Raw genomic sequence first — 13,656 nt, forward strand, 5'->3', positions numbered from 1 at the left:
CCCCGCCGCGAAATCGATGAGCGACCTGCGCCGCGAAATTAGCGGAGCAGCTGCAGCACGCTCTGTTGCGACTGGTTGGCCAGCGACAGCGCGGACACCGCGATCGACTGGCGGGTCGACAGCGCCTGGCTGTTCGCCGCTTCCTCGTTGGTATCGGCCAGCGTCAGGTTGGCCGAGCCGGTCTGCAGAACGTTGATCAGGTTCTTGGAGAAGTCCTGACGCACCTGCACGATCGACAGATTCGAACCGAGCGAAGAACCCTCGGAGCGCAACGTGCTCGAGGCGGCATTCAGGCTGGCCAGCACCTTGTTGGTGGCACCGTTGTCGATGAAGTCCGTGCCCGGAACGAGATTGCTGAGACCCAGGCCGGCCGCGTTGAACACCACGCCGTTGATGCCGAGCGTCGAGCTGCCGTTCTCGTTGAAGACCAGCTTCAGCGTGTCGCCGTTGAGCAGGTTGACGCCGTTGAAGGACGAGTCCTGCGAGGTCGTGTCGATCTGCGCCAGGATGTTGTTGAACTGACTGACCAGGCCGGAGCGCGCGGTCTGCGCGACGGGATCCTGAATCGGGGGCTGCGCGGTGGTAAAGGCCAGCACGCCGGTGAGCGTACCGCCGACCGTGCCGCCGGCAGTACTCGAGCCGAGGGTCGAGGATGCGTACTCGTTGACGGTGGTGACCGTCAGCACGCCATTGGCGTCGATGGTCGCCGTCAGGTGGTTGGCTTGAAGCTGCACATTGAGCTGGTCGAGCGTCTTGACGGTGCCGTTGGTGCCGTCGCCGAAGGTGACGTTGACGGCCGTGCCGCCGTTGAAGGAGGTGAAGGTCAGCGTCTTGCCGCTGACCCCGCCGACACCGGAGTTACGTGCTGCGGCGAAAGCGGTCGCCGTCCCCGTATTGCCGCTGAGACCGAATGCGTTGAGCGCGTTGCCGGTGCCGGTGATCGACAGGTCGGCGTTGATGCCGGTAGAGAGCGCAAGCTGACCGCTGCTGTTGACCGACGAGGGGATCTGGCCCGCGGTGGTCGACAGCGTCGCCGCGCCGTTGAAGATGCTGGCGGTCTTGACGCCGGTGGCGAGGTCGATCGAGTTGAGCAGATCGGTGAGCGTCGCGCTCTGGAGGTAGACGGTCGAATTGCCGTTGCCGTCGGTGACGATATTGTTGTTGACGCCGCCGGAGGTCACGCTCAACGCCGACTGGGGCGACTGGGCGTTTTTGAAAGTGATGGTGTGGCCGTCGATGTTCAGCGTCGAGCCGTCCTGAACGAGCGAGCCGAGCGAGCCCGCGGTGGTCGATCGGTCCGCGCTCACGCTCGCATTGCCTGCGCCGGTCGCCGCGGTCAGACCGAGCTTGTTGAGGAAATCGGCCTTGCCCGTCAAGCTCAGATCGGCGCCGGTCGAACTCTTCAGCGTGACTTGGCCGCCCGTGACGGACGATGCCACCTGCAGCGTGCCGATCGGACCGGTCGAGCCGCTGACCGTAATGGTTGCCGCGCCTGCACTGATTGCCGCGGTCTTGACGCCGCTGGCGAGGTCGATCGCGCTGAGGACGTCGTTGACAGTCGCGCCGGGCGCAGCCGGCGTTCCCTCGTAGACGATCGAATTGCCGTTACCGTCGGTGGCGATGTGCCCACTGGGGTTGAGGCCCCAGCCGGTCGGCTGCGTCGTCGGCGCGATACCGGTGCGGAAGGTGATGGTCTTGCCGTTGACCGTGATCGTGTCGCCGTCAGCGGGCGGCGCGCCGAAGGTGGTGGATGTCGTGGTGCCGACCAGCGTGGTGGTACCGGACAGTGCAGTCGTGCCGTCGGCCGCGGTCGCGGCGAACCCGACATTCGTGCCCGCGTTCGAGCCCAGCGAGGCGCCGAGCGCGGCGGTTCCCGTGACCGGGGTCACGCCACCGGCTGCGCCGGTATAGAGCACGTTGCTCTTGGCGGTCGCGCTCGCATAGGAGGTCGTGCCGCGCAGGTCGGCGGGCGTCGCACCGGGAATCGTGGTGGAGACGTTCGATTTCGTGGAATAGCCGACCGTGGTCTGCAACGCCTGGTTGGCGATCGACTTGGCGCTGTCGATCAGCTTCTGCAGCGAGGTGATGCCGGTGTTCGCGGCCTGGAGCACCTGCACACCGTTGTTGATGCCATCCAGCAGGTTGCCGATGTCGCTCGCCCGGTTGTCCAACCCCTGGGCCGTGAAGAAGTTGGTGGGATTGTCGAGCGCTGTGTTGACCTTCTTACCGGTCGACAGCCGCTCCTGCGTCGTGGCCAGCAAGTCGGCCGTCGACTGCAGCGACAACAGGTTCTGGCGAACGGACGCCGAGAGAACGATGTTGGACATTGGCGAGTCTTCCTCTTGAACCGGGTACGAATCGGCCGCGCGGTCTTGAAAGCGGGCTTTTGTCCAGTCTTAGAGGCTGTCCTTTAAAGTATGGTTAACGCCGGTTTAAGGGATAGGGTTAATGGGCGGTGAACGTCCCTGCCCCCTCCAGACGCAAAAAAGCGGCGGGGCAAATGACCCCGCCGCTCTTATTTTATTTAATGATACCAGTTACTTATCGGAGCAATTGGAGCACACTCTGCTGCGAAGTGTTGGCCAGCGACAGCGCGGAGACCGCGATCGACTGGCGGGTCGACAGCGCCTGGCTGTTGGCCGCCTCGACGTTGGTATCGGACAGCGTGAGGTTCGAAGAACCGGTCTGCAGCACGTTGATCAGGTTCTTGTTGAAGTCCTGACGCACCTGCACCACCGAGAGGTTCGAACCGAGCGCTGAGGCTTCCGAGCGCAGCGTGCTCGACGCGGCGTTCAGGTTGGTCAGCACGCGATTGGACGCGGCGTTGTCGATGAAGTCGACACCGACGGTCAGGGCAGCGAGGCCCAGACCCTTGGAGTTGTAGGTCACGCCGGTGATGTTGAGGCTCGACTTGCCGGTCTCGTCGAACACCAGCTTGAGTTGATCGCCGTTCAGCAAATTGACGCCGTTGAACGAGGAGTCCTGCGAGGTCGTGTCGATCTGGTTCAGGATGTTGTTGTACTGAGACACCAGGTTCGCACGGGCCGTCTGTGCAACCGCATCCTGGACGGGGCTGGAAGCCGTCGAGAAGGTCAGCGCCGAAGTCAGCGTGCCGCCGATGCCACCGCCTGCGACGGTCGAACCGATCGTCGAGGACGCGTAGTCGTTGGACGCCGTGATGGTCAGCCGGCCGTTGGCGTCGATCGTTGCAGCCAGATTGTTGGCCAGAAGCGCCGTGTTGAGCTGATCGAGCGTCTTGACCGTGCCGTTGGTGCCGTCGCCGAAGGTGACATTGACCGCCGTGCCGCCGTTGAACGCGGAGAAGGTCAAGGTCTTGCCGGCAATGCCGCCGACCCCGGAGGTGCGCGCCGCGGTGAATGCCGACGCACTGCCGGTGTTGCCGGCCAGCCCGAATACATTCAGTGCATTGCCGCTGCCCGTGATCGTCAGATCGGCATTGATGCCGGTCGAGAGCTTGAGCTGACCGGACGTATTGATCGTCGAGTTCGACTGGCCTGTGGCGGTCGCAAGCGTCGCGGTGCCGTTGGCGTTGATCGTCGCGGTCTGCACGCCGGTGGCAAGGTCAATCGCCTTGAGCACGTCGGCAACCGTGCCGGCCTGCAGGTAGACGGTCGAGTTGCCGTTGCCGTCGGTGAGGATGTTACCGCTGGCACCGAAGCCGCTCGGAACGCTCGGAGCACCGGTCGAGCCCGGGATCGGCGCGTTCTTGAAGGTGATGGTATGACCATCGACGTTCAGCGACGAACCGTCCGTAAGGGTTGCACCCAGCGAGGCGGCGCTCGTGGTCCGTGCGACGTTGACGGTGGCGTTGCCCGCACCGGTAGACGTCGTCAGGCCGAGAGCCTTGAGCAGGTCAGCCTTGCCGGTGACGCTGAGATCCGCACCCGTCGAGCTCTTCAGCGTGACGGCGCCACCTGCAGCGGTCGAGACGGCAGCACCTGGCTGGCTGGCGCTCGTGGAGATCGTCGCAGCGCCGGAGGTGATGGAGACGGTCTTGACGCCGCTTGCCAGATCGATCGCGGACAAGAGATCGTTGACGGTCGCGGTGGCGAGATAGACGGTGGTGTTGCCGCTGCCGTCGGTGACGAGGTTGCCGCTGACGCCGGAACCGCTCGGAACGGCGGTCGACGCCGGAGCCGCGCCGCTGCGGAACGTGATGGTCTTGCCGTTCACGGTCACCGTGTCGCCATCGGCAGGCTGGGCGTTGCCGGCCAGGCCGGTCGCGGTCGTGCCGTTGGTGGCGATCAGGGTGATGGCGCCGGTCAGGGCCGTGGTGCCATCACCGGCCGTCGCGCCCGTGCTTGCAAAGGAGCCGATGGTGGCGCCGAGGGTCGTGGTGCCGGTTGCGGCCGTGGTACCGCCGGCCGTGCCGTTATAGAGCACGTTGCTGCTCGCAGTCGCGCTGGCAAAGGAGGTCGTGCCGCGCAGGTCCGCCGCCGTCGCACCAGCGATCGTGGTGGAGACGTTGGACTTGGTGGAGTAGCCGACGGTGGTCTGCAGCGCCTGGTTGGCGATCGACTTCGCAGAGTCGATCAGCTTCTGCAACGAGGTCAGGCCGGTGTTGGCAGCCTGCAGCACCTGCACGCCGTTGGCGATGCCGTCGAGCAGATTGTTGATGTCGCTGGCGCGGTTGTCGAGCGACTGTGCAGTGAAGAAGTTGGTGGGATTGTCCAGGGCCGAGTTGACGCTCTTGCCGGTCGACAGACGGTTCTGTGTGGTGGCGAGAAGATCAGCGGTGGACTGGAGAGACAGCAGGTTCTGACGAACCGACGCAGAGAGAACAATACCGGACATGACTCTTACCCTTCTGGTTTACGCGTCTTCGTTCGATCGCTTCAGATCGAGTGACGGGGACAGCGTGCCCCGACATGGCTAACAAAGGGTGAAACGACGCGCGTCCGCATTAAGCGCGGGTTCACCATAAGCGCGCGGAAGGCGTGGTCCCGGCCGGCAATCAGGTTGAAATCATTGGCATTTATCCACGCTTACTCTCCATTAACCATAACCGCTGGTTACTTTTCAGAGCGTCGCAAGGCTACTCGAATGACAGCTGACGCGCAAAAAAAGCGGCGGGGCCGAAGCCCCGCCGCCAGATCTTGCTTGCGATGTCGTCCGCTAGTTAGCGGAGCAGCTGCAGCACGCTCTGCTGCGACTGGTTGGCCAGCGACAGCGCGGAGACCGCGATCGACTGGCGGGTCGACAGCGCCTGGCTGTTGGCCGCCTCGACGTTGGTGTCGGCCAGGGTCAGGTTGGACGAACCGGTCTGCAGCACGTTGATCAGGTTCTTGTTGAAGTCCTGACGCACCTGCACGATCGTGAGGTTCGAACCAAGGCTCGACGCTTCCGAACGCAGCGTGCTCGACGCCGAGTTCAGGTTGGTCAGCACCTTGTTGGTGGCAGCGTTGTCGATGAAGTCGACACCGCTGGTCAGCGAGGCGAGGCCGAGACCCTTGGAGTTGTAGGTCACGCCGGTGATGCTCAGGTTCGACTTGCCGGTCTCGTCAAACACCAGCTTGAGCTGGTCGCCGTTCAAGAGGTTGACGCCGTTGAACGAGGAGTCCTGCGAGGTCGAGTCGATCTGCGCAAGGATGTTGTTGTACTGGCCGACCAGGTTCGAACGCGAGGTCTGGGCAACCGTGTCCTGGACGGGGCTGGAAGCCGTCGAGAACGTCAGGGACGAGGTCAGCGTGCCGCCGATCGCACCACCCGCGGCGCTCGAACCGATGGTCGAGGACGCGTAGTCGTTGGTGGTCGAGACCGTCAGCAGGCCGTTGGCGTCGATCGTCGCCGTCAGGTTGTTGGCCTGAAGCTTCGTGTTGAGCTGATCGAGCGTCTTGACCGTGCCGTTGGTACCGTCGCCGAAGGTGACGTTGACCGCCGTGCCGCCGTTGAAGGAGGAGAAGGTCAAGGTCTTGCCGGTGAGGCCGCCGACGCCGGAGGTGCGCGCGGCGGTGAAGGCGCTCGAGGTCCCGGTGTTGCCGGCGAAGCCAAGCGCGTTCAGCGCGTTGCCGGTGCCGGTGATCGACAGGTCGGCATTGACGCCGGTCGAGATCTTGAGCTGACCCGAGGCATTGATCGACGAGTTGGTCTGGCCGGCCGCAGTCGCAACCGTCGCGGTGCCGTTGGCATTGACCGTCGCGGTCTGCACGCCACTGGCAAGGTCGATCGCCTTGAGCACGTCGTTGATCGTGCCGGCCTGCAGATAGACCGTCGAGTTGCCATTGCCGTCGGTGAGGACGTTACCGCTCGTACCATAACCGCTCGGAACGCTCGGAGCACCGGTCGAGCCCGGGATCGGCGCGTTCTTGAAGGTAATGACGTGACCGTCGACATTCAGCGTCGAACCGTCGGCGATCGTCGCCCCCAGCGAGCCCGAGCTCGTGGTCCGGTTGACGTTGACGGTGGCGTTGCCGCCACCCACAGCCGTCGTCAGGCCGAGAGCCTTGAGCAGGTCAGCCTTGCCGGTGACGCTCAGATCCGCACCTGTCGAACTCTTCAGCGTGACGGCACCACCTGCGGCGGTCGAGACGGCAGCACCTGGCTGACTGTTGCTCACCGCGATCGTCGCAGCACCCGCGGTGATGGATACGGTCTTGACGCCGCTGGCCAGATCGATCGCGGACAAGAGATCGTTGACGGTCGCGGTGGCGAGATAGACGGTGGTGTTGCCGCTGCCGTCGGTGACGAGGTTGCCGCTGACGCCCGAACCGCTCGGAACGGCGGTCGACGCCGGAGCCGCGCCGCTGCGGAACGTGATGGTCTTGCCGTTCACGGTCACCGTGTCGCCATCGGCAGGCTGGGCGTTGCCGGACAGGCCGGTCGCGGTCGTGCCGTTGGTGGCGATCAGGGTGATGGCGCCGGTCAGGGCCGTGGTGCCGTCACCGGCCGTCGCGCCCGTGCTTGCAAAGGAGCCGATGGTGGCGCCGAGCGTCGTGGTGCCGGTCGCCGCCGTGGTACCGCCGGCCGTGCCGTTATACACGACGTTGCTGCTCGCGGTCGCGCTGGCGAAGCTGGTCGTGCCGCGCAGGTCGGCCGATGTCGCACCGGCGATGGTGGTGGAGACGTTGGACTTGGTGGAGTAGCCGACGGTGGTCTGCAGCGCCTGGTTGGCGATCGACTTCGCAGAGTCGATCAGCTTCTGCAGCGAGGTGATGCCGGTGTTGGCGGCCTGCAGCACCTGCACGCCGTTGGCGATGCCGTCGAGCAGATTGTTGATGTCGCTGGCGCGGTTGTCGAGCGACTGTGCGGTGAAGAAGTTGGTGGGATTGTCCAGGGCCGAATTGACGCTCTTGCCGGTCGACAGACGGCTCTGAGTGGTGGCGAGAAGATCAGCGGTGGACTGGAGGGAGAGCAGGTTCTGACGAACCGACGAGGAGAGAACAATACCGGACATTGAGTGTTACCCTTCTGGTACGCAACGCAACAAACTTCGATTAGGATTAATCGATGTCCGGGACGGTGAACACAGACGGCTAACAAAGCATGAAGCGTGTCGCGCCAGTCCTTGCGCGGATTCACCATATGAGCAATCGGAGCCATCTCAGGCTCGTCCATATCGTCATGATAGCATGATGCTTTTTCGCGCAACGACCCGGCGTTTGCGACTTGTCAACCATAACTCAGAGTAAGCAATCGGCTGCATCCGAATGCATCGTTGCACTTCGTCGAGCGGCACTCTGATGCCGTTGCAAAAAGAAAGCGGCGGAGCCGAAGCCCCGCCGCAATAGTCGTCTTACGATGTTCGTCCGCTTGTTAGCGGAGCAGCTGGAGCACGCTCTGCTGCGACTGGTTGGCCAGCGACAGCGCGGAGACCGCGATCGACTGGCGGGTCGACAGCGCCTGGCTGTTGGCCGCTTCGGTGTTGGTGTCGGCCAGGGTCAGGTTGGACGAACCGGTCTGCAGCACGTTGATCAGGCTCTTGTTGAAGTCCTGACGAACCTGCACCACCGAGAGGTTCGAGCCGAGGCTCGAAGCTTCCGAGCGCAGCGTGCTCGACGCGGCGTTCAGGTTCGACAGCACCTTGTTGGTCGCGGAGTTGTCGATGAAGTCGACACCGCTGGTCAGCGCCGCGAGGCCGAGACCCTTGGAGTTGTAGGTCACGCCGGTGATGCTGAGGTTCGACTTGCCGGTCTCGTCGAACACCAGCTTGAGCTGGTCGCCGTTCAAGAGGTTGACGCCGTTGAACGAGGAGTCCTGCGAGGTCGTGTCGATCTGGTTCAGGATGTTGTTGTACTGAGACACCAGGTTCGAACGCGAGGTCTGGGCAACCGTGTCCTGGACGGGGCTGGAAGCCGTCGAGAACGTCAGCGCCGAAGTCAGCGTGCCGCCGATCGCACCACCCGCGGCGCTCGAACCGATGGTCGAGGACGCGTAGTCGTTGGTGGTCGAGACCGTCAGCAGGCCGTTGGCGTCGATCGTCGCCGTCAGGTTGTTGGCCTGAAGCTTCGTGTTGAGCTGATCGAGCGTCTTGACCGTGCCGCTGGTGCCGTCGCCGAAGGTGACATTGACCGCCGTGCCGCCGTTGAAGGAGGAGAAGGTCAAGGTCTTGCCGCTGAGGCCACCGACGCCGGAGGTGCGGGCCGCGGTGAACGCGCTCGAGGTCCCGGTGTTGCCGGCGAAGCCAAGCGCATTCAGCGCATTGCCTGTACCGGTGATCGAGAGGTCGGCATTGACGCCGGTCGAGAGCTTGAGCTGACCCGAGGCATTGATCGACGAGTTGGTCTGGCCCGTGGCGGTCGCAAGCGTCGCGGTGCCGTTGGCATTGACCGTCGCGGTCTGCACGCCGGTGGCAAGGTCGATCGCCTTCAGCACGTCGTTGACCGTGCCGGCCTGCAGATAAACCGTCGAGTTGCCATTGCCGTCGGTGAGGACGTTACCGCTCGTACCATAACCGCTCGGAACGCTCGGAGCACCGGTCGAACCCGGGATCGGCGCGTTCTTGAAGGTGATGACGTGGCCGTCGACGTTCAGCGTCGAACCGTCGGCGATCGTCGCACCCAGTGAGGCCGAGCTCGTGGTCCGGTTGACGTTGACGGTGGCGTTGCCGCCGCCCACAGCAGTCGTCAGGCCGAGAGCCTTGAGCAGGTCGGCCTTGCCGGTGACGCTGAGATCCGCACCCGTCGAGCTCTTCAGCGTGACGGCGCCACCTGCAGCGGTCGAGACGGCAGCACCTGGCTGGCTGGCGCTCGTGGAGATCGTCGCAGCGCCGGAGGTGATGGAGACGGTCTTGACGCCGCTGGCCAGATCGATCGCGGACAAGAGATCGTTGACGGTCGCGGTGGCGAGATAGACGGTGGTGTTGCCGCTGCCGTCGGTGACGAGGTTGCCGCTGACGCCCGAACCGCTCGGAACGGCGGTCGACGCCGGAGCCGCGCCGCTGCGGAACGTGATGGTCTTGCCGTTCACGGTCACCGTGTCGCCATCGGCAGGCTGGGCGTTGCCGGCCAGGCCGGTCGCGGTCGTGCCGTTGGTGGCGATCAGGGTGATGGCGCCGGTCAGGGCCGTGGTGCCGTCACCGGCCGTCGCGCCCGTGCTTGCAAAGGAGCCGATGGTGGCGCCGAGCGTCGTGGTGCCGGTCGCCGCCGTGGTGCCGCCCGCCGCGCCGCTAAACACGACGTTGCTGCTTGCGGTCGCACTGGCGAAGCTCGTGGTGCCGCGCAAATCGGCCGCCGTCGCACCCGCGATCGTGGCGGAGACGTTGGACTTGGTGGAGTAGCCGACGGTGGTCTGCAGCGCCTGGTTGGCGATCGACTTCGCAGAGTCGATCAGCTTCTGCAGCGAGGTGATGCCGGTGTTGGCGGCCTGCAGCACCTGCACGCCGTTGGCGATGCCATCGAGCAGATTGTTGATGTCGCTGGCGCGGTTGTCGAGCGACTGTGCCGTGAAGAAGTTGGTGGGATTGTCCAGAGCCGAATTGACGCTCTTGCCGGTCGACAGACGGTTCTGCGTGGTGGCGAGAAGATCAGCGGTGGACTGGAGGGAGAGGAGGTTCTGACGAACCGAGGAGGAGAGAACGATACCGGACATTGGGTGTTACCTTTCTGGTAAACGACGCTTACTGTTACGCGTCTGCATGGATCGAGTGACCCAGCGACCGGCGGACCGTGGGGCGGAGTCCTCTAACGAAACATGAAATGAAATCGGCGCTTTTGCTGAGTCGGCGCGCGATTCGGCCCATTCGCACACTCGCGACGCCACGCAGCCGGGCGTTTTTGGCCTTGATATGATTGAGTTTTTCCGCGGCATCGGCCGGGATTTACAACTCGTTAACTAGTCTTGATGGAGTATTGCGCCCTGATCCGCCGCAACACACGCTCGGTTACGAAAGCGTTGATGGAGAACAGGCATGGCCCTCAAGGTCGAGCTCAGACCGCACGAACGCATCATCGTCGGTAACTGCGTAATAACCAACACCGACCAGCGCGCCCGCCTTCTGATCGACGGCGACAACGTGCCGATCCTGCGCGAGCGCGACATCCTCACGCCGGAGACCGCCGACTCGCCCGCCAAGCTCGTCTATCTGGCGGTCCAGCTCATGTACATCTCGCCGGATCCACAGACCCAGCACGGCACCTATTTCAACCTGGTGCGCGACATCGTCACCGCGGTGCCGAGTTCCTGGCCGATCATCGAGGGCATCAACAACAACATCCTCAACGGCGACCTCTATCGCGCGCTGAAGGATGCCCGCAAGCTGATCGCCTATGAAGAGAAGTTGCGGGGCCAGTTCGAGGCCACGCATCCCAAGGCCGAAGCGGACAAGGACGACGTCAGCACCGCCGCATGATCCCACGCGTTCGCGCGGCCACGCTGCGCGAACGACCGGCCTGAAACGACAACGGCCCCGGATCGCCTCCGGGGCCGTTGTCGTTTCAGGCCAGCATCAAGGCTACTGTGCCGCGAGCGGCGGCGCCTCGACTTCGATCACTCCCCCGCTCCGGCGTCCGCCGAATTCCAGCACGGCCGCGACAAGCGCGTCGATGTCGGACTCGTCGGTACGGTGATTGACGATCGCGGCGCGGATCGCAAACCTGCCGTCCAGCGTCGTGCTCGAGGGCGCCGCGATACCGGACTCCTGGATGTCGGCGACGATCTCGCGATTGACCTCGTCGGCAGCGCGGTAACGGAAGCAGACGATGTTGAGATTGACCGGCGCCAGCAATTCCAGCCGCGGCTCAGCGAGAATGCGCGTCTCCAGATATTTCGCCAGCGCACAGCTTCGCGCGATCACCGCACCAAGCCGATCGGTGCCAAACGTCTTCAGCGTGAACCACGTCTTCAGCGCACGGAAGCCGCGCGACAGATCGGGACCGAGATCGCAGGGCCAGATCGCGCCGGCCGCAAGTCCCCTCGCCTCGCGGCGCAGATAGGCCGCGGGCTGCGCAAAGGCCTGCCGATGCTGCTCGCCGTCGCGCACCAGCAGGAAGCCGGCGTCATAAGGCACCTGTCCCCATTTGTGGAAGTCGAGCGCAATGGAATCCGCAAGCTCGATGCCACCGAGCAGCGGCGCAAGCTCGGGCGACAGGATCGCGAGCGCACCGAAGGCGCCGTCGACGTGAAACCAGATCCCCTCCTCGCGGCACAGCTCCGCGATCGCCTTGAGATCGTCGACCGCGCCGATGTCGACCGTACCGGCGGATGCGACGACGAGGAACGGCTTGAAGCCAACCTCGCGATCGATCGCAATCTGCGCACGGAGCGCGGCAACGTCGATGCGATGATCGGCATCGACGCCGATCTTGCGCAGCGCATCGGTGCCAAGCCCGGCGATGTCCATCGCCCTCGAGACGCAGCCATGCGCGGCCTGCGATGTATAGGCGGTGAGAAGCGCACCGTCATTGCCGATGCCGTACTGCCGCGCCAGCGTGCCGAGCGCGCTCGTACGTGCCACCAGCACCGCCATCAGATTGGCCATCGACGTGCCCGTGACGAAGATGCCGCTCGCGCTTTCCGGGAAGGCGAACAGGCTGCGCATCCAGTGGACGATCTGGCGCTCGACCTCGATCGGCATGTGGTCGCGGCCGCCGAGATTGGCGTTGAGACCCGCCGCGAGCATTTCCGCGACCATGCCGACCGCTGTGCCGCCGCCATGCACCCAGCCCATGAAACCGGGATGAACGTTCCCGGTCGCATAGGGCGCGACATGTTCGGAGAAGTCGCGATAGACGTCGGCGAGATCGCTCGCCTCGCGCGGCACGTCGGCCTTGAATGCCGCGCGGACGCCGTCGGGGATTGGCTGCCACACCGGGCGCGCGCGAACGTTGGCGATGCCGTCGATCGTTTCGTCAAGCATGCGATGGGCGAGCGCGCGAAACTCGCTCCAGTCCTGCGGATCGAGCGAGGTGTGCGTGACGGAGCTTTGCGTGTTGCGGATGATCTCGTTCATGCTGCACTCTCCTCGCCCGCTCGCGCATGCCGCGACAACATCGCCGTGAATGCCGCAAAGATCTTGCGCATCTGCGGCGGTTTGTACGGAAACACGGCCGGCGGATCCATGTTGTGCACGACGGCGGTGTTGTCGGCTTCGAAGACCAGGAGTTCGCCGTTCTGGTTCTCGGCGCAATCGACGATGAAGTAGTCGAGGCCGACGCGCCTGCTCATCTCGTCGAGCGCGATTTTGTGGCGCGCCGCGAACGCATGATCGAAGTCGAGCATGAAGACGGCTTCCTCGGCCCGCTTCTCCTCGCTGAACGCCATGAAGGCGTTGAGATACCAGATGTCCCAGCGATCGGCGATCGCCATGTGGCAGGCATAGGGTTTGCCGTCGACCATGGCGAGACGATATTTGCGATAGAGCCCGTCCGGACTCGCATAGTCGACGAAGCGAGCGACGAAAAAATCCTGCTCTTGCCGATCGGCGAGATAGGTCGCGAGCGCCGCCGCGTCATCGAGCTTGGCAAGCCCGACGCCGGCATGCGAGCCGCGCGGCCGCGCGATCATCGGAAAGTGCGGTTCGCCCGCAATGTCCTCGCAGGCGATATTCCCCGTGGAGAGATCCGACAATTGCGCGCGCGTCGCGTGGATGGTCGCGGGAATGTCCAGGCCGGGCACGCCCGCCAGCAGACGATAGAGCTTGTCGCGATCGAGATTGCCGATGAGATCCGGACGATTGAGCAGCGGCCTCGGCCAACGCGGCGCGGCCTTCTCGATCAACGCGAGCGCCTCCCGGCACTCCTCGGAATCGGATGCGATCACGATAGCGACGTCGTGCTCGGGCAAAGTCTCCGGCAGGCCGATGCCCTTGACCACGTAAAGCGTCAACAGCTCGATGTCGGAGTCTTCAAGCAGGAAGTCGATCGGCGTGTTGCCACCCATGTCGATATCGGCGGCGAGCGCGAGCACGCGCAGGCGGGGTTTTGGAGCAGCGCAAGGCGTACGAAACAATTGGTGGAAGGAGAGCACCTCGGTCTGGATCACCAGCCCGGCCTCCTTCTCGCCGAGAAGCTGGGCAATCAGCGAGAGGTCGAGGCCTTCGCCCGCCTCGGCCGTCCCCTCCTCGATCCGCGACAGCAGCCGGTCGCGCAACGGATGCAGGTCGCCCCCCTCGAAGGCGCGGCGCGTCAGTTGCGCAAAGCCGATGCGGTCGGCATGGTTCGGCGCGGTCACGCCGCTCGGCGCGGAAACTGGATGTTGCAT

General features: G+C 64.3%; 7 protein-coding genes. 1 reads left to right on the top strand and 6 read right to left on the bottom strand.

Going from position 1 to position 13,656, the window contains the following annotated elements:
* Positions 1–38: 38 nt before the first annotated feature.
* The 4 genes from IVB45_RS24885 to IVB45_RS24900 form a co-directional block, all read right to left on the bottom strand.
* On the bottom strand, positions 39–2,327 hold the full coding sequence (locus tag IVB45_RS24885; RefSeq protein WP_247328448.1) for a DUF1522 domain-containing protein: 2,289 nt from the start codon (positions 2,325–2,327) through the stop codon (positions 39–41).
* A 214-nt stretch (positions 2,328–2,541) separates the two neighbouring features.
* Positions 2,542–4,815: a DUF1522 domain-containing protein gene (locus IVB45_RS24890; RefSeq protein WP_247501261.1), complete on the bottom strand. Its 2,274-nt coding sequence runs from the start codon at positions 4,813–4,815 to the stop codon at positions 2,542–2,544.
* Positions 4,816–5,140: 325 nt separating this feature from the next.
* Positions 5,141–7,414 (bottom strand): DUF1522 domain-containing protein, encoded by a 2,274-nt coding sequence (locus IVB45_RS24895; RefSeq protein ID WP_247807526.1) that lies wholly within the window; start codon positions 7,412–7,414, stop codon positions 5,141–5,143.
* Positions 7,415–7,773: 359 nt separating this feature from the next.
* Positions 7,774–10,047 (bottom strand): DUF1522 domain-containing protein, encoded by a 2,274-nt coding sequence (locus IVB45_RS24900; RefSeq protein ID WP_247807527.1) that lies wholly within the window; start codon positions 10,045–10,047, stop codon positions 7,774–7,776.
* A 319-nt stretch (positions 10,048–10,366) separates the two neighbouring features.
* Here IVB45_RS24900 and flbT point away from each other — a divergent pair, with 319 nt between their 5' ends.
* On the top strand, positions 10,367–10,807 hold the full coding sequence (flbT, locus tag IVB45_RS24905; RefSeq protein ID WP_027566886.1) for a flagellar biosynthesis repressor FlbT: 441 nt from the start codon (positions 10,367–10,369) through the stop codon (positions 10,805–10,807).
* Positions 10,808–10,909: 102 nt separating this feature from the next.
* On the opposite strand, the gene IVB45_RS24910 is transcribed toward flbT, so the two are convergent.
* Positions 10,910–12,406 carry an aspartate aminotransferase family protein gene (locus tag IVB45_RS24910; protein WP_247362579.1) on the bottom strand — a complete coding sequence of 499 codons (1,497 nt, stop codon included), beginning with the start codon at positions 12,404–12,406 and terminating at the stop codon, positions 10,910–10,912.
* Positions 12,403–13,656, bottom strand: coding sequence for a hypothetical protein (locus IVB45_RS24915; protein WP_247362582.1), 1,254 nt, complete (start codon positions 13,654–13,656; stop codon positions 12,403–12,405). The genes IVB45_RS24910 and IVB45_RS24915 overlap by 4 nt, the downstream gene beginning before the upstream one ends.

This window comes from Bradyrhizobium sp. 4, assembly GCF_023100905.1.
GTDB lineage: Bacteria > Pseudomonadota > Alphaproteobacteria > Rhizobiales > Xanthobacteraceae > Bradyrhizobium.

Excerpts from the sequence above, each read along its gene's own strand:
- IVB45_RS24910 (WP_247362579.1), bottom strand. The coding sequence starts at position 12,406 with ATGAACGAGATCATCCGCAACACGCAAAGCTCCGTCACGCACACCTCG.
- flbT (WP_027566886.1), top strand. The coding sequence starts at position 10,367 with ATGGCCCTCAAGGTCGAGCTCAGACCGCACGAACGCATCATCGTCGGT.
- IVB45_RS24900 (WP_247807527.1), bottom strand. The coding sequence starts at position 10,047 with ATGTCCGGTATCGTTCTCTCCTCCTCGGTTCGTCAGAACCTCCTCTCC.
- IVB45_RS24890 (WP_247501261.1), bottom strand. The coding sequence starts at position 4,815 with ATGTCCGGTATTGTTCTCTCTGCGTCGGTTCGTCAGAACCTGCTGTCT.
- IVB45_RS24915 (WP_247362582.1), bottom strand. The coding sequence starts at position 13,656 with ATGCAACATCCAGTTTCCGCGCCGAGCGGCGTGACCGCGCCGAACCAT.
- IVB45_RS24885 (WP_247328448.1), bottom strand. The coding sequence starts at position 2,327 with ATGTCCAACATCGTTCTCTCGGCGTCCGTTCGCCAGAACCTGTTGTCG.
- IVB45_RS24895 (WP_247807526.1), bottom strand. The coding sequence starts at position 7,414 with ATGTCCGGTATTGTTCTCTCCTCGTCGGTTCGTCAGAACCTGCTCTCC.